Annotated in this window: 17 protein-coding genes; 7 read left to right on the top strand and 10 right to left on the bottom strand. The window is 42.2% G+C overall.

All coding sequences use genetic code 11. The features are described 5' to 3' along the window. Positions 1–199: 199 nt before the first annotated feature. Entirely contained in the window at positions 200–727 is a 528-nt protein-coding gene (locus H6G59_RS22875; protein ID WP_190718909.1) for a GNAT family N-acetyltransferase, read from the bottom strand. Positions 728–1,387: 660 nt separating this feature from the next. Between H6G59_RS22875 and H6G59_RS22870 the strand changes: the two genes are divergently transcribed. Together H6G59_RS22870 and H6G59_RS22865 are read left to right on the top strand one after the other, a co-directional pair. Continuing rightward, the gene (locus tag H6G59_RS22870; RefSeq protein ID WP_016949888.1) at positions 1,388–2,107 is read left to right on the top strand and encodes a hypothetical protein; all 720 of its coding nucleotides are present in this window, start codon (positions 1,388–1,390) and stop codon (positions 2,105–2,107) included. Positions 2,108–2,207: 100 nt separating this feature from the next. Further along, positions 2,208–3,122 carry an alpha/beta fold hydrolase gene (locus H6G59_RS22865; protein WP_190718906.1) on the top strand — a complete coding sequence of 305 codons (915 nt, stop codon included), beginning with the start codon at positions 2,208–2,210 and terminating at the stop codon, positions 3,120–3,122. Between the two features lie 74 nt (positions 3,123–3,196). Here H6G59_RS22865 and tsaD read toward each other — a convergent pair whose 3' ends face one another. After that, positions 3,197–4,240 (bottom strand): tRNA (adenosine(37)-N6)-threonylcarbamoyltransferase complex transferase subunit TsaD, encoded by a 1,044-nt coding sequence (gene tsaD / locus H6G59_RS22860; RefSeq protein WP_190718904.1) that lies wholly within the window; start codon positions 4,238–4,240, stop codon positions 3,197–3,199. A gap of 224 nt (positions 4,241–4,464) precedes the next feature. On the opposite strand from tsaD, the gene H6G59_RS22855 reads away from it, so the two are divergent. The 3 genes from H6G59_RS22855 (at position 4,465) to H6G59_RS22845 (ending at position 5,787) form a co-directional block, all read left to right on the top strand. Then, a complete protein-coding gene (locus tag H6G59_RS22855; RefSeq protein ID WP_016949892.1) occupies positions 4,465–4,959 on the top strand; it encodes a photosystem I reaction center subunit III in 495 nt (164 codons plus the stop codon). Positions 4,960–4,998: 39 nt separating this feature from the next. After that, on the top strand, positions 4,999–5,148 hold the full coding sequence (gene psaJ, locus H6G59_RS22850; protein WP_127055184.1) for a photosystem I reaction center subunit IX: 150 nt from the start codon (positions 4,999–5,001) through the stop codon (positions 5,146–5,148). A 117-nt stretch (positions 5,149–5,265) separates the two neighbouring features. Then, the gene (locus tag H6G59_RS22845; protein WP_190718902.1) at positions 5,266–5,787 is read left to right on the top strand and encodes a photosystem I reaction center protein subunit XI; all 522 of its coding nucleotides are present in this window, start codon (positions 5,266–5,268) and stop codon (positions 5,785–5,787) included. A gap of 99 nt (positions 5,788–5,886) precedes the next feature. Here H6G59_RS22845 and gmk read toward each other — a convergent pair whose 3' ends face one another. The 5 genes from gmk to hetZ all read right to left on the bottom strand — a co-directional run bounded on the left by gmk (position 5,887) and on the right by hetZ (position 13,363). Next, positions 5,887–6,483, bottom strand: a complete 597-nt coding sequence (gene gmk / locus H6G59_RS22840; RefSeq protein ID WP_190718899.1) for a guanylate kinase — start codon at positions 6,481–6,483, stop codon at positions 5,887–5,889. A gap of 171 nt (positions 6,484–6,654) precedes the next feature. Further along, the gene (gene remA / locus H6G59_RS22835) at positions 6,655–6,921 is read right to left on the bottom strand and encodes an extracellular matrix/biofilm regulator RemA (protein WP_016949896.1); all 267 of its coding nucleotides are present in this window, start codon (positions 6,919–6,921) and stop codon (positions 6,655–6,657) included. 1,681 nt (positions 6,922–8,602) lie between these two features. Continuing rightward, positions 8,603–10,903, bottom strand: coding sequence for a transglutaminase TgpA family protein (locus H6G59_RS22830; protein ID WP_190718896.1), 2,301 nt, complete (start codon positions 10,901–10,903; stop codon positions 8,603–8,605). A 300-nt stretch (positions 10,904–11,203) separates the two neighbouring features. After that, positions 11,204–12,025 carry a PatU gene (locus tag H6G59_RS22825; RefSeq protein ID WP_190718894.1) on the bottom strand — a complete coding sequence of 274 codons (822 nt, stop codon included), beginning with the start codon at positions 12,023–12,025 and terminating at the stop codon, positions 11,204–11,206. Positions 12,026–12,172: 147 nt separating this feature from the next. Then, entirely contained in the window at positions 12,173–13,363 is a 1,191-nt protein-coding gene (gene hetZ, locus H6G59_RS22820) for a heterocyst differentiation protein HetZ (protein ID WP_190718890.1), read from the bottom strand. Positions 13,364–13,511: 148 nt separating this feature from the next. On the opposite strand from hetZ, the gene H6G59_RS22815 reads away from it, so the two are divergent. Then, complete coding sequence (locus H6G59_RS22815; RefSeq protein ID WP_190718887.1) at positions 13,512–13,988, top strand: hypothetical protein; 477 nt, start codon at positions 13,512–13,514, stop codon at positions 13,986–13,988. A gap of 53 nt (positions 13,989–14,041) precedes the next feature. Here H6G59_RS22815 and sds read toward each other — a convergent pair whose 3' ends face one another. After that, complete coding sequence (gene sds, locus H6G59_RS22810; RefSeq protein WP_190718884.1) at positions 14,042–15,013, bottom strand: solanesyl diphosphate synthase; 972 nt, start codon at positions 15,011–15,013, stop codon at positions 14,042–14,044. 852 nt (positions 15,014–15,865) lie between these two features. Here sds and H6G59_RS27485 point away from each other — a divergent pair. Further along, positions 15,866–16,063 (top strand): hypothetical protein, encoded by a 198-nt coding sequence (locus H6G59_RS27485; protein WP_242038959.1) that lies wholly within the window; start codon positions 15,866–15,868, stop codon positions 16,061–16,063. A 210-nt stretch (positions 16,064–16,273) separates the two neighbouring features. Here the strand turns inward: H6G59_RS27485 and murI are convergent, their stop codons facing one another. Together murI and H6G59_RS22800 are read right to left on the bottom strand one after the other, a co-directional pair. Next, complete coding sequence (gene murI, locus H6G59_RS22805) at positions 16,274–17,131, bottom strand: glutamate racemase (RefSeq protein ID WP_190718882.1); 858 nt, start codon at positions 17,129–17,131, stop codon at positions 16,274–16,276. 148 nt (positions 17,132–17,279) lie between these two features. Continuing rightward, on the bottom strand, positions 17,280–19,181 hold the full coding sequence (locus H6G59_RS22800; RefSeq protein WP_190718878.1) for an N-acetylmuramoyl-L-alanine amidase: 1,902 nt from the start codon (positions 19,179–19,181) through the stop codon (positions 17,280–17,282). Between the last annotated feature and the right edge of the window lie 183 nt (positions 19,182–19,364).

Raw genomic sequence — 19,364 nt, 5'->3', positions numbered from 1 at the left:
AAGCACTTCTATCATCATATCATACTTCAAACTTATTGCAAACCCTCTTACCCAGGAAAAATAATATTAGTTCCTAAATAAGAGTTTTCATTTGCACCAGCTATACGACTGGTTTTCGACTCAGCTAATCTATAGTATCACATCTTAGACATCATAGCTGAATTTTACAGTCGCAAGCAGTTTTCTTTCCAATTAAGGATTAGCGAGGATACCAAAACATCCCTTTAATACCTTCTGGATCAGGCATAAACCCCATTGTTCGGTAAAAATCTACCACATGGGGGTCAGCGAAGAGAGTAACATTGCTAATCTCTTCACTTCTCAATTTTTTGAGGACATATTTCATCAATGTCTTGCCCAGCCCTTGACCTTGGAAGTCTGGGTGAACTACCACATCCCAGATAGTGGCATTAAAAGCGTGATCTGAGGTAGCACGAGCAAAACCAATCAACCTTCTTTTATTTCCTCGCACTTGCCACATGGAAGCGACGAGGAAACTATGTTCAATGGCTTTTTTTACTTTTCTCAGAGGGCGACGCGACCAACCAACTGCATCACAGAGTTCTTCTAGTTCATACAGGTCAATATCTCGCTCGGTGCTGAAAACGATATTATCGTTACCTGCGCTGGAGTTGCCTCCATTTTCAGATGTATTCTCTTCAAATGCAGTTGTTTTATTTGTCGCTACAGATTCAGAAGCACTAAACCAAGTTTTCCAAAAACCCATGCCAACGTGGTTCGGTTAAGATGACTGAATTGGTTTCCACTTATTGAGAGTGTTGATTCACACCTAACACAACCGTTACTACCTTATTCCCATACACTGAAAATTTTTTGAGCGTTTCGGGCATTAGAAATGTTAACAGCCACTTATTGTATGTTTCACACCAATCATTTTTAACTTTAGCATTTTGTTTTCACACTCCCCTAGCTAAAGCACTGGAGATTTTTCTTGAAGATGCACTGCCTCTCGGCTACTGGTTTTTTTATGTGGTTGATTTCTTGATCCACTAAAATCAAGATACTACATTTTGACACCCCCTGCTTTCAAGAAACAGTACCGAGTACCGAGTATGGAGGTGTAAAGTTGGGAGTAATGTACTCAAAAAGATTTTGTTTCTTTCATTCATTGCGGGTGGAAGTGCAGCCAGTGCAGTTGCTCCTAAGAAACGAGGATTTTTAAAGAATGTAGAATGCTTACATCAATTATGTAAATATGTAGATTTTTCGGTTGTAGCTGGTATGATACCTAACTTCATCCACTATTCCGGTTATTATGTAAAGCTTATGTTCAAGCCGTCAAAACGGAAGGATATGAGACAGAAGTAGTAAATCATACAGTTTTTAGCTTTAGTTTTAAGAAAGCACGTAAGTCTTACCGCCAAAAATGACTTCTGGTTTAAAATCCTCGACACTGGAACTCCTAAAGCGCTTCAACCGAGCGTTTCCCCAATTTTATGAGCAATTTGTTAGTAGTGAAATTCAACTGCAAAATTTGCGCCTTGCATATCGTTTATATAAAACTAGACGCGCAGTTATAGAGATGAAGCCGGAGGGTAATAAAAGCGCCCTGCATTTCGCGTATCGGAATCAGTCATTTCTCCTCAGCGATATTTTTGGTGTGCTGGCTGCCTATGGGTTGACTATCCACGGTCTGAGTTTATATGGTCAGATCCGACCACCCATGTTAGTGTTTATCAAACTGCTAGTGTCCCGTGGCAGCAAAGCCTTGACTGAAAAAACAGCAGAGAATGTTTGCCGTGCCATTCGTGAGGCTTTGGGAAGTCGGTTTGAGGTCGAAGAAATGCTGGCGGTAGAATTTAACCTAAATGCCGGTTTAGAACAGGTACAAACCGAGTTCTATGTTGATCCAGTTTTTCATCTTCCCGCCCTAGTCATTGAAGCCGATAATCAACCAGGATTATTTTATAAGGTCATGTACGGTATCTGGCAAGAAGACTTGCTGGTAGTCAATGCCAATTTGCTGGTTTGGCGCGGACGGACAAGGCTGATACTCTACTTGTTGGGGCCTAATGAAAGCCTGATTCCTGAATATCTGGGTAACAAAATTGCTGAAGGAGTGCGACAGAGGTTACTCGGTCGATGAGTAGAGCAAATTCAAAATTCAAAATTCAAAATTTTGACTTTGAATTTGTCTTTCCCTCTCCGTATTTAGTCGCACCCGCTCTTAGGGGTACGATATAGGTATGGCAACAATAGAAATCTTAGGCGTTCCACACGCATACGAGCTAACGGCTCCCACCTCTTGCCCCCATGCTTTAGTGTTTATCCACGGTTGGCTAAATAGCCGTGGATACTGGCAACCTGTGATTTCTCGCCTATCAGTTGATTTGCAGTGCTTGTCTTATGATTTGCGGGGGTTTGGAGAATCATCGTCTCAGGCGAAATTAGATTTGAATCGCGCAGAAACTGATTTGAACCTCAATTCCAGCGATCCTAGTGTGATTAGCTCTCCTTTCGATTTTTTATATTCTCCCTCTGCTTATGCTCAGGATTTAGCAGTTCTTCTGGAACAACTGAATATTTCCAGTGTTTGGCTAATTGGTCATTCTTTGGGAGGCACTATTGCCCTATGGACAGCCGCTCAACTACCTGATTGTGTGCAGGGAGTCATTTGTATTAATGCTGGTGGTGGAATTTATCTTAAAGAGGCATTTGAGCAATTCCGATCCGCTGGTCAGAAATTTTTACAAGTCCGCCCACGTTGGCTCTCCCAAGTTCCTTTGATTGATTTACTGTTTACGAGAGCGAGTGTAGCACGTCCTTTGGAGCGCTTTTGGGCGCGACAGCGGGTAATTGATTTCCTTGTAGCTGATCCAGAAGCTTCTCTGGGAACACTTTTAGAATCTACTACTGAGGAAGAAGTTAACCGTTTACCACAGTTAGTGTCACAACTAAAACAGCCGGTTTATTTTTTAGCTGGTGCTGATGACAAGGTGATGGAACCCAAGTATGTACGCCATTTAGCGAGTTTTCATCCACTTTTTCAATACGTTGGCGATAATGTGATTGAAATTCCTGATTGTGGACACCTGGCAATGTTAGAGCAGCCGGATGCAGTTGCCCATCATATCCGGTCATTGGTAATGGGTAATGGCTGATTGGTCATTCCGCTCCGTCCCCGCGTCCTCGTGTCTCCTCGTCTCCCCATCTTTGCGTCTTCATTTCATTGTAATTAATGTTCATATAAATTCATAACTTGGCTTAGGGGTAGGCGAGAATGAACCCCTAATGTGAGGGCAGAGGTGTGACCACGAGATAGATGATCAGATGCGGCGCATCCTATCATGGCGGCGTTGTCTGTACAATATTTCAAGGGGGGGAAAAGGACGCGGATATTATGCTCGGCAGCGGCAGCTTGTAAGTATTTTCTTAGCCCACTATTTGCAGCTACGCCACCACCCACTGCAATCGTACTTAGACCATAGTCACGGGCGCAAGCGAGCGCTCTTTTGGTTAGCGATCGCGCTATAGTTTCCTGAAAGCTGGCCGCTACATCTGCCAACGGTACTTCTCTCCCCTCTTTCTCTAACTGCTGCACTAACCGCAACACTGCTGTCTTTAAACCACTAAAACTCCCATCATAGGGATGATAACCCCCACCCGGTAGAGAAATTTTCCCTTCTGGTAGTGCAAAGGCTTGGGGATCTCCTGTTTGGGCGAGTTTGTCAATTACTGGACCGCCGGGATAACCCAACTTTAACAATCGTGCCACTTTATCAAAGGCTTCACCCGCAGCATCATCACGGGTTTCTCCCAGCGTTTCGTAACTACCACAATCCTTTACATAAATCAAGCTTGTATGTCCGCCTGAAACGAGTAAGCTAAGAAATGGGGGGTCTAAAGTTGACTCGCTCAAGTAAGTCGCGTAGATATGGCCTTCGAGGTGATGAACCCCCAAAAATGGTTTTTTATGTACCATCGCCAGAGTTTTGGCCGCTGTTAACCCCACCAACAGCGCTCCTACAAGACCAGGCGCACAAGTGGCAGCGATGCCATCAATTTGCCCCCAATCTCTATGGCTTTGCTCCATGGCTTGCGCTATTTCTTGATTGAGCGTTTCTAAATGCTGGCGGGATGCTACCTCTGGCACAACTCCACCATACTGCTGATGGACGGGAATTTGCGAGGCTATGATACTGCTGTACACCTGACGATTGTTCACAATGGCGACGGCAGTTTCATCACAACTAGTTTCGATTGCTAAAACGGTTGGCATAGGGACTGGGGACTAGGGAGTGGTAAAAAGTAATATATTGTAACTCTTGCCTGTTGCCTGTTCCCTATCTTTTCGTTGAGAAGCTTTAACTTTTATTTACTTAAACTTTACTCGGTTCCCGGCCAAGAGTATGATGACTTGCTAGTTATCCAAATTAAACACTGTACAAGCCGCTTCGTTTTGTACAAAGAACTTCTTGTTTTGTAATAAAAGGAAACAACTCCATGCGACGATTGTTTGCTTTGATTTTAGCGATTGGTCTTTGGTTCAATTTTGCTCCTCAAGCCCAAGCCCTGGGAGCTAACCTTGTCCCTTGTAAAGACTCTCCCGCATTTCAAGCACTAGCACAAAATGCCCGTAACACCACTGCTGACCCTGAATCAGGGAAAAAGCGGTTTGAGCGCTATTCTCAAGCCCTGTGTGGACCTGAGGGTTATCCTCACTTGATTGTCGATGGCCGCCTTGATCGTGCTGGCGACTTTTTGATCCCCAGTATCCTTTTCCTCTATATTGCTGGTTGGATAGGTTGGGTTGGTCGCGCCTATTTGCAAGCGGTCAGCAAGGGATCTGATTCTGAACAAAAGGAAATTCAAATCGATCTTGGCATCGCACTACCCATTATTTCTTCGGGCTTTGCTTGGCCAGCAGCTGCACTTAAAGAATTTCTCTCAGGTGAACTAACAGCTAAGGATTCAGAAATTACTGTTTCTCCCCGCTAATTCATCTGTACTCATTTACTTGTTTTGGAGACTAAATTCATGGCTGAAAAAAGCGATCAATCAAGCTACTTCGTTAAATTTCTCTCTACAGCACCTGTGGCAGCAACCATTTGGCTGACAATCACAGCAGGCATTTTGATTGAATTTAACCGCTTTTTCCCTGACTTACTTTTCCACCCCCTACCATAGGGTGAAAATGTGATTTAAATCAGTAAACAGTTATCAGTAAATACTCTGCTAACTGAATAACTGTTTACTGACAACTAAAATAAATGCCACGATTCTCATTTAGAGGCAACATAAAACATGGCACAAGCAGTAAACGCATCAAAAAATCTCCCCAGTGATCCTAGAAACCGGGAGACAGTTAGACCTGCTGGACGTGATCCACAGGATGGAAACCTAGAAACCCCAATTAATTCTTCTCCTTTGGTGAAGTGGTTTATCAACAATTTGCCTGCTTATCGTCTAGGTCTAACTCCTTTTAGACGGGGACTAGAAGTTGGCATGGCTCATGGTTACTTGCTGTTTGGTCCATTTGCTAAATTGGGTCCACTGCGGGATGCTCCGAATGCTAACTTAGCGGGTTTACTGGGTAGTATTGGCTTGGTTGTAATTCTCACAGCCTGTCTATCCTTGTATGCCAATAGCAATCCGGCTAAAGCACTTGCCAGCGTTACTGTTCCCAACCCTCCTGTAGATGCTTTTAATTCTAAGGAAAGCTGGAATAATTTTGCTAGTGCTTTCTTAATTGGTGGTATTGGTGGTGCAGTCGTTGCTTACTTTTTAACTGGCAACTTGGGCATCATTCAAGGTCTAGTCGGTTAGTTTGATTTCTGAATCATGGGTAATAGGTAATTGTTCCGTTATTTGTTGCTTTTACCTATTACCCATAAATAAAAAATAGGTGTGTTGTTAAACTGCTAATTATCCAAATAAGACCGCTTCAATTTGATTTACAGCGGTTTCAAAGTCGTTATTGACGATTTGAATATCAAATTCATCTGCGGCTTTAATTTCTGTTTGGGCGCGGTGCAGACGACGAACTATAGATTCTTCTGAATCTTGTCCCCGTCCACGTATTCGTTTCTCCAATTCTGAAAATGTCGGTGGCAAAATAAAAATGCTGAGGGCGCTAGGAAAGGAAGCACGAATTTGTCTTGCCCCTTCTAGCTCAATTTCTAGCACTACTAACTTACCAGATTGAATGTGGTCAAGCACTGTGGCACGAGGAGTGCCATAATAGTTACCAGCAAATTCTGCCCATTCCAAGAATTCCCCTTGAGCAACTAATTGTTCAAACTTGCTGCGGCTAATAAAGTAATAGTTTTTACCGTTTGTTTCTCCAGGGCGCGGAGAACGAGTCGTTACAGATACTGAATAATACAGTTCTGGATGACGCTGGAGGAGCGTTTGCATTAAAGTACCTTTGCCAACTCCACTAGGGCCTGTCAAAACAATCAGCTTGCCTGGAGGCTGGCATTCTTTGGTAGTAGCACCACTATGTATTGGTAAGACTTGCATTATCCGTTCAACTTGTGAATTAATCAATAGATGTTATTAATTAGTCTTGTGTTACTTGCGAGGGCAAGCTGGGACTAAGAAATGTGTAGCACTGGTGACAGAAAATTTGTCTAATTCACATGGTACGGCCAATATAGTGCAAATAGAGGTGGGTTGATTACCCACCTAATGTTAATTATCTACAGTCTGATGGTCACGGGAAATAACAAAGCGATTTGCTACCGTTTCCGGCTGAATCGCTGATAAAATTACGTGACTGGAATCAGTTATAATTACAGCCCTAGTCCGGCGACCATAGGTTGCGTCAACCAATTGACCTCTATCTCTGGCATCGGTAATAATCCGCTTAATTGGGGCAGACTCTGGACTGACAATGGCAACTACTCGATTGGCGGACACGATGTTGCCAAAACCTATGTTGATTAATTGAATGTCCATAAAAAACTGACGCTAAATGCGCTAGAAAAAGCTTATTAGAAACTTATTTCAATGTTATACCTAAAGAATCGTAGTTACAACGCTTAAAGTCTTGATAAATTAAGTTTTTTAATAACAACTGCTTTTTTTTAGCTATTTATCAGCTAATTTTCCTAAAAATCCTTCTAAAGATATATGCGAAATTATACTCATGGGAGATAATAGAATATTGCTTTGATACTCTCTCACGTAGATAAATAAGTATCGCTACGCTCATTTGCTCGTGGAACGGGGAACTATACTCTATGGTGCGATGAGCGCACTTACTGACTCTGAATTATCCCATGATCTAGCCGAATCTGTCTCAAAAATAAAAATATTGGAGATTTACAATGGCAAATTTAACAAAAAATGACCTCACCAATTTTATTTGTATGGGCAATTATCAACTCATCTAAATGTTTTAGATAGTAGCTAGATTTGACTTGAAAATGCATTGACTAAAATTCATGTAAATTCCTAAAAATACAATGATATACCGTACTTTTCCAGTATGGATTTTCCTTTTCATCGGAATGCCCTTAACCGTTTTAGTCGCATACTTTGGGTTTAATTATTCAGGGTTATGCTTTGCCAAGATGCGATACTTAGGGCTTGCTGTTCGCGGAGCGTGCCGTTAGGCATATAAACCAAAAACCTTTATATATTAACACTTTCAGGGTTCAAAAGGATGAATCAGGTGCCAGGAATAGGCGTTGAAATCGTTCATTTACCTATCACTTTCAGGGTTCAAAAGGATGAATCAGGTGCCAGGAATAGGCGTTGAAATCGTTCATTTACCTATCACTTTTACAGATTCGAGACTATTCTTACCTCCTTCTTATTCTTCCTCCTGACTCCTGACTCCTGACTCCTAGCCCATGACTTACGTCACGCTACGCGAACACGAAAAGACTTTTTCAGCAAACCCTACTTAAGTGATTACGAGAAAATCCAAGGAGCTTTCGATTTTCAAAATCACCGAAACAAAATATTTGCAACAATTCCAGGACAAAAAGAAAAGTTTTATGATTACATCAGGTATAAAGACTTTGATGAATATATTAAAGAAAATCCCGACTGCTGCTCTATCAATCCTGGTGGGGTTTACGATCTGCCTCCACCTGACTTTTTAGATCGTATATTTGGATTTAATTCTGGTGATGCTATAGTTATTAATTTTAAAGCACGTTATTTAGATGAAACCGGCAAGCAAAGATTAAAAGAATATCAAGTTGAACATGCTGTGCAAAACTGTGGGAAGGTCAAGTGGTAGTTTTCCATATTAAACATAAGAGTATTCCAACTAAAAAAATGCCCAATTGTCATTGCGTAGGTGTAGCCTTGCCGTAGGCTAATTAGGGCTTGCTGAGAAAGTCTTCTCGTGTTCGCGCAGCGTGACGTAAGTCATGGGCTTGGAGGCAGGAGGCAGAAGGCAGCTATGCTGGAGGCGATATGAAAACTTCTTTTCCATCTCTTGAACTCCACAAAAGTGCAAGGTTTTTCATCCTGTAGACACTATATCTTTGCACTTTTTTTCCTGTTTATCAGCCTCAAACCTTTGATTTATAGGGGTCTTGGTTTTATTCAGCAACTCCTAATTACAAGTTATGGATCATTTATTGTTTGGAACACTCTAATAGAAATCTGCCTGAAAACTAAATCACCTAGCGCTCTTCGTCTTGTTCAATTCTTGCCATCTTTGTTGTAATTGTTTCCAGTTAGGAGTATGACCACCGTAACGCCAACTAACATACGCTTGACAAATTTCATCTATCACCTGAGCAGTTTCTCTAGGATGTTGTTGATATGACACTTGGGCGTATTCCAGAGGTGTCTGGGCTGGATGTTTAGCCAAACCCTTTTCGGCTGTCCATTGTAGCATTTGTTGATACAGGCTTTCCATTGGGGGCAATTTTTTTAACCAACGAAGATTAAGCCATTTTCGCCACTGTACCCAACCCAGCCAACCTAAAAACGCTGTGGTTGTCCCTACAATTAAGCCAGTGAATACCCCTAACCAACCTTGAGAAAATAAAGCTAAAAACCAAGCGATCGCTCTAACGAACCAGCTAAATATTGTCCCAAATACATTATTCAGTAACCCTGTAACGGGTGAAGGTAGCCAACCAGCTACCCAATTCCAAAACTGACGTAGGACGCTAAAAGTCCGATCTTCCTCAATTGACGGAGGAATTAACGGATGATTGGGAATTGGGTCAAAACTGAACCAGCCATATTTAGGAAAATAAACTTCCGTCATGGCATAAGCATCCGTGTTACGGACAACATACATTCCTGTAAATGGATTAAACTCTCCTGGAGCAAATCCTGCTACTAATCGTGCGGGAATGCCTATAGAACGCAACATCACAGTCAGTACAGTAGAAAAGTGGTCTGGATAGCCTCCTTGATTTTTGAACAAAAACGATTCTACCAGGTCATCTTTTTTCTCTAAATAAGGTAGTCCGAAGGGATTTTCAGGGACAGAGTAATTTTGCTTGAGGTATTGAGCTAGGTAAAGTGCTTTTTCGTAAGCTGAATTTAGGGTTCTAGTGTCTTCAGTTCGAGAAACCCGTTCACGATTATAGTTAGCCAGAATTTCTTCAGTTTTTTGTCGGACTTTATCGCTAATTTCTGGGGGAATTTGCAGGTAATAATTCTTTATACTGCGGGGATATTTAGTCGAGGCTTTACCTAACAAAGTGCGATCGCGGTAGGGTACTTCTGAAAGTACCGTGTATGTCATCCCTTCTGATAATTGCACAGGCGATCGCAAACCCCCTTCGGTATCAACTGCGATCACAGGCCCCGGAAAATACATTTCTTTGGGATAAGACAGAGTGGGAATCAGGTTAGGTAAATCTGATACTACGTTATAAGTTTGTACTACTTCTTTGGTTGGAGTTCTAATGATTGGCAGATCAAGGGAAATTTTGTAAGACCAAGGCAATTGCTTAAGAGTAGTAACTCGCTCATTACGAGAAATCTCCCATCCCTTGCCTGTATAGCGATCAAAAGCCAGAACTCGCCAAAAACCTTCAGCTTGGGATCTAACCCGCATCACCACCTTGGGTTTCATTTCTCCCCGTAGGTTTTGGTTCATCTGACTATTAAAACCGTAATAAAAATTATTATCTATCTTTCCTGCTTCACCATTTCTTCCTTCTCCCGTGCCGCTACCATTACCTTGACTATTACCTTGGCGAACATAACCGGGATTATTGATATTGCGCCCTGTAAATGGCCCTTTTAATTCAATGGGCGCACTTACAGGAAACGAACGTAGCTGATAACCAGGAACCCTTGGTAAAACAGCAAAAATTCCCAGTCCCAGCCCCAAAATTACCAAAAAATTTACAACTAAAAATTTAAAATTGAAGCTTGAAGAATTCTTCTTAACAATTTTTTCTTTTTTGGATGGCTTTAAACCTAAGCGTGAGCGGTAGTCTAGAACTAAAGTTGGCAAAGCCACGCCTAAAAATAACAGCAACACAGGAGCAAAAACCATAGTTTGACTTAATGTTGCGGCTACACCTAATAATATTAAGCCGATAACTATTGAATAACCCAAATCCTTGCGGCGAGGAGTATCATAGCTGTGTAGCACCTGAAGTTGAATCAGTAATTCTGCAAGACTTAGCCTTGTATCATTCCATTCACCGATAAACCGCCCAAAAAAAGCACCTAGTGCCACCAACATTCCTATAGCAATACAGAATTTGACAGGAATATTAGCATTGCGGCGACGGTAATGACTCCAAATAGCACCCACTATACTCAGAGGCACTGCCCAAAAACTAAAGGTAGTCTCAGAGGCAATATCCGTCGCCACAGTCCCTAAAATTACCAGTGCTAGCACCAGCACCCGTAAGGGGATTGAATCTTCCACTTCGGCTAAAGACGACCTTCGTCTAGTTTGTCGCCAGTAATCACCCACAGGTAAGCGCCAAAACCGATTCATCCTGGATAAATTTAACATTTTTAAGTAAGTAAAACTATGATGTAGACGCTACGGACACAATGCTAAAAACGAAAACTGATTACCTTGTCTTCAATTTTAGCCCTACCCTATCCTATCTTTAGACTCCCCTGGGGCATCTAAGGAAATCTACGTATTTTTGCAAGTGTCCCGCTCATAGTTACTTCTTAATAGATGCCCTAATTACTATTGTTGACAAAGAGGAGTAAGCTTGAAAACCAGGATTATAATCTTTTGCGATCGCTGTTTATCAATTGAGAGTGCTAGCAGTGGTAATTGAAATTACATTGTGAGATTAATGGCCAATAGTAAGGGTTGTTGTTCTAGTTCTGGGCATTCAATTTCCAGAGTATAAGTCCCGCTAGTACGCTTGCAGTATAATTCCACACTGGTTTTATTTGAATCTCCTGATTGTGAGACTGCTTGAGTCCCATTGCCCTGAAGCTTCAAAACCCCTTGAGTGGGTAATTCACTGTGAACACGTAACTTCGTGAGCTTACCCAGAGACTGTAATTCTACTCTGATACTTAGAGTTCCAGCAGTAGTTTGCCATTGTTTTTCTATCACCGGATTGGTGAAAGAAATAGGCAAAGTCAGATTTTCTAGCAGTTGTTTAGCTGCCATTAACGACAACGCCATTTGTTGACGTGGTTGTAAATCTGAGTAATCCCTCTGAATATTGGGTATTGTCTCTAAAACATCTACAGAACGATAAGCACTTCTGAGTACCAAGCCAGCCACATCATTTATTAACTGATGATCTTCAGGAAAAAAGCTCTCTACAGCCTGAACCAGTTTAGGTCCTAAGGGTAGAGAAGATGCCAGTAATAACTGACACTTTTCCATCAATTGCTGGAAAATCTTTTCTGGTAAAGAAACTGGCAGATTGAGTTTCGATTGCTGTGCCAACCACCCCCAGGCAGGAACTAAGGCAATCGATGGCTCTTCCACAAATTCGGGATAATCTATTAATTGGCTTTCCCAAGGGAATAAAGGTGGGTGGTTTTGGATTTCGACTTGTAACCGACGCTTGAGGACGGCTTGAAAACGTTCTTGCACAGTAGGAATTTCTCCTAGTTGAAAGGTTTGGGGTTTTCCTCCCAACTCTGGCTCACCACTTTATGTAGCGGCTTCCTTGAGAGGGTCTTCTAACCCATCAATTTTCTCATACTCTACTGAGGGATACTCGCCGGTTTGACATTATCTGCCAACAACTAATCGAGCAACTCGTATTGTAAAGGTTGTGAGTCACTATTCATGGGTAGATGCACTAGATCCGGACACTAATGAGTTACGAATTTCCCAAGCTTGTTCCAAAATCTTAAACCATCGTTTTTGCAGTTGTGCCATTGATAAGTCTAAGGTTTTGGCAATTGTTTCGTCTGATTCTCCTTGTTGCTTCAAATCCAGTAAAGACCGATGTTGATCATCCAATTGTGCTGTGTAGACTTGCCATTGATGAGGAGTCAAGCCTAAATTAGTGGGTAAAGAAGCTTCTAACCATTCATGAACTAATTCCCAACGATGCAAAAGTGCAAAACGAATTAAATGATATTTAAAGCGCTGCTGCAAGTAATCCCGCTGACGCGGGGTTAAACCTAAAATTGATTCTATTTCCGGCGCTGATAAGTCCTGGAGACGGAGGGAGAAATAATCGGCACAGTCTGATTGTTGCCGTTGCTCTAAATAATCCATTAATTCCGTAATCACAACTGAACGCAGAGTGTCTTCTTCTAATTCTGGTTCTGGTTGCATTGCCATTGCTGATCGCAATTGTTGTATGGCTGGCTCTTCCCAAGATCCATCAAATTCACCACTACTGCCTTCAGAAGCTTTTTCTATATCTACGGTAGTTTCCGGAGGTTGCTGTTGTGAGAAGGTTTGCGCTCGCAAGATAATTAGCTGTTGTTGTCTTCCTGGTAAGGGAATACGGCGTTTACCATAGCGCTCGGTAAAGGCCATGTACTCGGCTAATTCTAGGAGGGTTTGAGGGCGATAGGTAGGTTCTTGTTGATTCTCCCTGCGGAAAGCATTCAATGCCTCCAGATAAAAACTCTGAAGAAAATCTTCGATGATAGTCAGCCGCCCTTGATAGCTCAATTGCTTCTGAGGAGGATTAATATAGCGATAAATGATTGCACTGAGAGTACTATGTAACTCTACTCTGCCCCGATTGGAACCCAACTGATAGTATCGGAGACATTGTTGCAGACGATGTCGGGCTAGGGTCATTGCGGAGCTTTCTATTTCACCGGAAGCTTGAATGCGTTTACTCTCATTACAAATTCGCAGTACTTCACCAGCAATTCGTAATGATACACTGCGACAATTTTTTTCTGTAGCCTTGGTTGACTGCTGTAGTTCTTTCAATAGGAATTGAAATATAACCTCCACGCCGATAGACTTGTCTCCCTGAGTAGTTGCGGTTGCGGCTGAATTCATAGTCTGAATTTTAAAAAGACCCTAACATACTTAAACACAACCGGGAAGGTTATGGGTGTTAGCTTGATAGGTTTTGCCTGTCAGTTGTCCCTGTTTCCTATTCCCTGATTTAATATTTTGGAGATTACTCAGGAGCCATTGATAAGTCATGACAGATTTAGAAGCACAAATTCAATTGCTGATTGACAATGCACCTCAGGATGGTATGACACCAAAAATTTTGGACACAATTGCCCCTGCTCTGAGAACGATCGCTCAAAGGTTACGCTACCCCCAGTACTATATTCTCCAAAATTTACAGGAAAGTTGGATTTTAACTACATTAAGTAACAAGGCAAATCCAGAGTTAGAGAAGCGAGTGGTGTACGCTTTTCCTAGATTACAGGATGTCTCCTTGTTCTCATCTGTTGGGCTTCACCCTCAAACAATAGCTAAAGCCATTCCTGTCATTCACATTTTGTTTCAATTGGTTGCATTAGAGCCAGTAGATAGTATAGTTTTTTTTGAGACTCCTGGAACAACCAGTAACGCTAATGAAGTGGAGAGGACTGAATTGCAAAACTTGATTCAGCAGCATTTGCAACAAAACAGATCTAATAGGCAGGTGCCTCCTGATATTGCTTGAAGGTATTGGGTATTGGGTTAAGATGCTTCTTCCCAGTCCCCGTTCCCCAGTCGCTAATAGAGCCGACTCAGTACATAATCAGTCATACTAATTAATGCTTGTAGTGAATCGGAGGGTTCTAGGATGGCGATATGTTCAGCTGCCACCTTCGCATGATGAGCAGCTAATTCTCTAGCTCTATGTATGCCTTGGCTATCTGAAATCAGCCCTAGTGCCTGCTCTAAATCTCCTTCTTGGGCAAACTCTCTTTCAATCAGCACTTCTAGATAAGGTTGTTCCTCTAAGGCAAATAATACTGGTGCAGTTAGATTACCGCTTTTCAGATCCGATCCGGCTGGTTTACCTAAAGTATCTGTAGAACTAGTGAAATCTAGAATATCATCTACTATTTGGAATGCCAGACCAATATGCTTACCGTAGTTATACAAATTTTCGGCACTCTCAGGGGAAACTTCGCTAAGTAATCCCGCTGCTTTAGAACTGTTAGCAATTAATGAGGCTGTTTTGTAATAACTCTTTTTCAGGTAAGTTTCCGTCGCCAGATTAGTGTCAAAACGATTTAACCCTTGTTGGATCTCCCCAGATGCAAAATCCATGATCACTTCTGAAAGCAGTTTGACTACATCTAAGTTATCCAGATTTGCTAAATACCAGGACGACTGAGCAAAGAGAAAATCTCCTGCTAGTACGGCAATGCGATTACCAAACAAACTATGAACGGTAGGTACACCACGGCGTACGTCGGACTCATCCACTACATCATCGTGTACCAAGCTGGCTGTGTGGATCATTTCCGTAATCTCTGCTAGGCGACGATGACGGGGCGTAATATCTTGTTTTAGCATGGTTGCCCGTGATATTAGCAGCACAATTGCTGGTCTGATACGCTTACCCCCGGCTCCAAACAAATGTTCGGCTGCTGCATAGAGGATGGGGTGGCGATTTCCAACTAGCTGTGTGAGGTTATCTGCTAGTATCCGCAGGTCTGCTTCCACAGGGGTGAACAGGGAGGTGGCTGGGGTCATGGATGGGTGGACTCTGACTTAGGTTACGAAAGTTTACATATCCTTTACTCATTTTAAGATAACCCAGTGCCAGCGCAAAGTTTTCCTCAGGGAATCCGATGCTCAATTATCTGCAAAAAAGATCTAAGAAATGTTTGCTATGTTGGACTACTTGTGCTATCCAAATCGCTTTTCTCCCAGAAAAAGAATTATTTATGGAAACCCCTGGCTTTATACATGGATTTATTCTTCTCCTTGTTAATTTATTTCCCATTCAAACTGCTTGATATAAAGCTTGTCTGTAAACAGCTATAAAATTTGAAATTTAGTCTGGAAGTTAGCTAAAAATCTAGTTTAGTTATGTTACGCTAAAGTATAGGAATTTTAAATTTTTTCAGATATTCACCTCCCAAAAAGCAAATCACCTTTAAGTGATTATACTCATTGGTGTTGTGAGTCTAAAATAGCACGTCGCCTACAGAATTAAGGGAATGATTCCTAAAGTTTTGCTGTGCGACCAATAGACCTTTTAGGTTAGATGATGTGCCTCCTGTATTGGAAGCCACTACACTTATTCAGCGACCGTTGAGCATGGTGTAGCTCTGACTCGATTGGTGTGAGGGTAAATAACGCAGACTGGGTAGACTGCTGAAGAGCGCAGTTAATTTGCTATTTAGCGAATTAACTACTGTCGGATGTGTGGTCTGCGAAAAATTAAATAAAATCATAAATTCGTGAACCGGAGAGAATTAGCACTCTACTGGGCGATTTTTCATAGCCAACTACAGTAATCAAGTACGTTTTTGATTGGCTGAAGTTCTAATGTTTTTGTATGCGATTTTATATTTCCTTGAGAGCAGGGCTGGTAGAACAATGATTTACGGAAATATGCCTATGTTGATATTTATTTTAGCTGCTGGATATTTATTCACTGTCTACTTATTATTAGCACTAGCAAAGCGAACAAGCAAAAAAGGTGTTCTTAGAAGTGGAGCTTCAGTTATACAGGATCAGCACAATCAGGAAAGAGGACTAAGGACAAAAGTAACTGAGGTAGTCAATAGTCAATAAAAAAGTACCGAGTACTGAGTGTTGAGTGTTGAGTAAAAAAGTTATAGCAGGTTTCATGTATTTAGACCACACTCTTAATTCCTTTCTGGAGCGCCTGGAGCGCTATGCCAGTTGGGAAAGCGGGGTGAAGCCAAGCAGCGCAATGGCTTCTCTGTCATTAACTCTCGACCCTTGACTTTCAACTCGGTACTCGGTACTCGGTATTCGATACTAAGATACTGTAGCATCAGTAAGAAATACCTGTTCTACCAGAGGAGTATAGCCCAACCACTGTAATCCAGACTGAGCAAATTGTTGCGGACAACCGCTGACAGCAAAGCGAGTAGGCATTGGTAGGTGAGTATTTCTGATGGTTAATAGGTCTAACTCTTGAGTGCAAGCTGCCACAACATGAACGGCTGGATCAACCAGCTTGACTTGTGCGGGGAGGAGCGATCGCAGTACAGGTGCTAAATGGGGATAATGGGTACAGCCATAGACTAAGGTGTCAATTTCCTGTTTGATTAAAGGCTCCAGATATGATCTAGCCACTTCTAGGGTATAGGGGTCGTTAATGCGATTTTGCTCAATTAGTGGGACAAATTCTGGACAACTGACTTGCCATACTTGGACATCGGGTTGTATTTCTACAATAGCCTGACGATAGGCATTACTTTTGGCAGTTGCTGGGGTAGCGATGACACCAATACGCTTACCTTGCTGTACTGCGGCCTTTGCTCCTGGTAGGATGACTCCGAGAATGGGGAAACTAAATTCTTGACGGACATTTTCTAGAGCCAGGGCAGAACTGGTATTACAAGCCATAATCACCATTTTCACCCGTTGCTGTTGCATCCAGACCAGGATTTCCCGAACATATTGTAAAATTTCGGCTTGTGAACGAATGCCGTAGGGAAGATGGGCTGTATCCCCAAAGTAAATAATTGATTCATTGGGAAGTTGCTTGTAGATTTGTCGCAGTACCGTCAGCCCACCTACTCCACTGTCAAACACCCCAATGGGGGCGCGTTGAGGTTCTTTATCCGAGAAATTGTCAAGATTACCTTCAAAAATGGAAGATGAATACACAGGCAAATTATTGATTGAGATTTTGCTATTTAAAATACAGAATTTAGCAGACAATTTTCTCCTTGACCACTAAATTCCGTAACCAAAATTAAGTCTATCTACCAACTACGTAATTAGTAATTTGGACTACATTTTAAAGCAAGTATTATCATCTTTGTTGTAAGTACTTGAGGATACCACGAGCGATCGCATCAGCCATGCGATTTTGGTACTCTGGTGATCCTAAACGGGGGTTATCCTCACGACCAGTCATATAGCCTGTTTCCACTAAAATCGCTGGCATAGAATTTTTTCTAAGTACATAGAATCTAGCTTTGCGAGTTCCTCTATCTTTGATGGTGCTGATATCTTGAAGAATAGTTTTGCGAACAGCTTCTGCCAGACCATAACCACTGTCGTAATAATATACCTCTAACCCATTCACATCAGGACGACTATCTACTGAATTAGCGTGAATGCTGACAAACAAAGTCGCATTTACTCGCTTGGCTATATCTACCCGTCCTTGTAGTTCCACAAAAAAGTCAGCATCTCGCGTCATCACAGCTTGTACGCCATTTTGCTCTAAAATTTCAGCCACCCTTTTACCAATTGGCAAAATGACATCCTTTTCTAACAAACCGCCTAAACCGGGAGCGCCGGAATCTTTACCGCCATGTCCGGGGTCAATAACTACTAGTAGTTTTCCTCTAGGAACAGATAGACGTGGTTGTGGCTGAGAACGTATTTGAGAACTATCTATAGGATCTGGTAGTTGTCTGCTATTGACTGATGGTAAAGGAGGTAAATTAATTGGGGGTGTTACCTGCCGAGAGCGTTCTAACTGTAGAGCTAAAAGCTTTTCTCCCACCTGGTTAAGTTCCCCAATTTGTACACCAGAGGCAGGTTGAACAAAGACGACTACAGTGTTGCCTTGGGGTTGTAGACGTACCCTGAGGACAGGACTATTAGCATTAAAAGCAGGCCCTTGTACTTTACTTGCTAACTTAGCATTGGGAATAATGATACGAAATAAACCAGAAGTTCTATCCCAGCCACCAGTAGCAGATACAGATTGGTCGGCTCTAATTAATAGTTGTGTACCATTACCAGCCAGTTCTACAGACCCAATTGTGGCTGGAGAGTTGGGAACAGTTGCTGTAGAAGGTTGATTTTCTGGCAATCTCACCAGACGATTAGGCAGTAAAACAAAACCGTTAGTATTGCTAGTTGTGGCTCGCCAGTCCGGGCTGTTGCTATCTACCCGCAAAGTCATACGGACACTAGGTGTTTGACTTGACAGTTGGGTAAATTGGATGCGGCTGATACCATAGCGATTAATCAACAAATCCCTTTGTCCAAGTTTTGGTGATAAGGCTGCGCCGGCAATTTCAATATTAATGAGGCGGTTATCTTCACTACGATTAACTTGAATCTGGGGATTACCACCACTGGTACCAACGAAAAAACCATCCCCTGTAACTCGCAAGTTTTCAATTTGAACTACTCCCCCGGTCGTGTTGACTGCTATGTCACGGTTAGGAAGGGTGACAGAAGATGTTGTCACCATGTTGTAAGTATTTTTAGGGGAAGTTGTGGGGGTGAATGGTGATTGAGGGGGTATAAATTTGGGTGTTTCTGTGGCTTGCTCTCCTGTATAGCCAGAGGATGGTAGTGCGTCAGCTTCTATCTGTGGTAATTGTACTATCCAGCGGCTGCTACTAGCTCCCGTGAATTTGATTAGGGTGGGGTCTAGTGTATAACCAGGAGTAAGTTCTACAACTAGGCGCGTTGTTTGTTCATCAAACTGCCCGATGCGGATAGCGCGAATTGCTCCACCGATCTGTTGGGTTAACTGAGGACGACCAAAGGTAGTACCTGGCAAATCAATTACTAACCGAGTTGGGTTAAAAATTAGTTGTGCTTGGGGCTGAACAGAACCAGAGGTGTTAATTTCCAAGCGGTTTTGATTGGTATCAAAGCGCCAAGATTCTAATTTCGCAGCCATTGCAGGCGACGATAATATGAAGATAGTTCCAAAAGTGCTGGGTATTAACCAGTGTAGTTTCACAGTCGTTTCTCCTGATTCGCATTCATGGGAGTCGTCAATATCTCAACATCTTGGCAAATCCTCACACCTTTACCGCCCAAACTTTAGCTTTGCGTTGGTATCGAGACACAGCTAATGGCGTAACACTATAGCATAGGTTTTTAATTTTGCCATGCTGTAAGCGTAAATTAATTTAGCCTGCAA

The sequence above is a fragment of the Anabaena lutea FACHB-196 genome, from assembly GCF_014698305.1.
GTDB classification, from domain to species: domain Bacteria; phylum Cyanobacteriota; class Cyanobacteriia; order Cyanobacteriales; family Nostocaceae; genus Anabaena; species Anabaena lutea.
The sequence above is the reverse complement of the archived record's forward strand: the minus strand, read 5'-3'. Positions and strand labels throughout refer to the sequence as shown.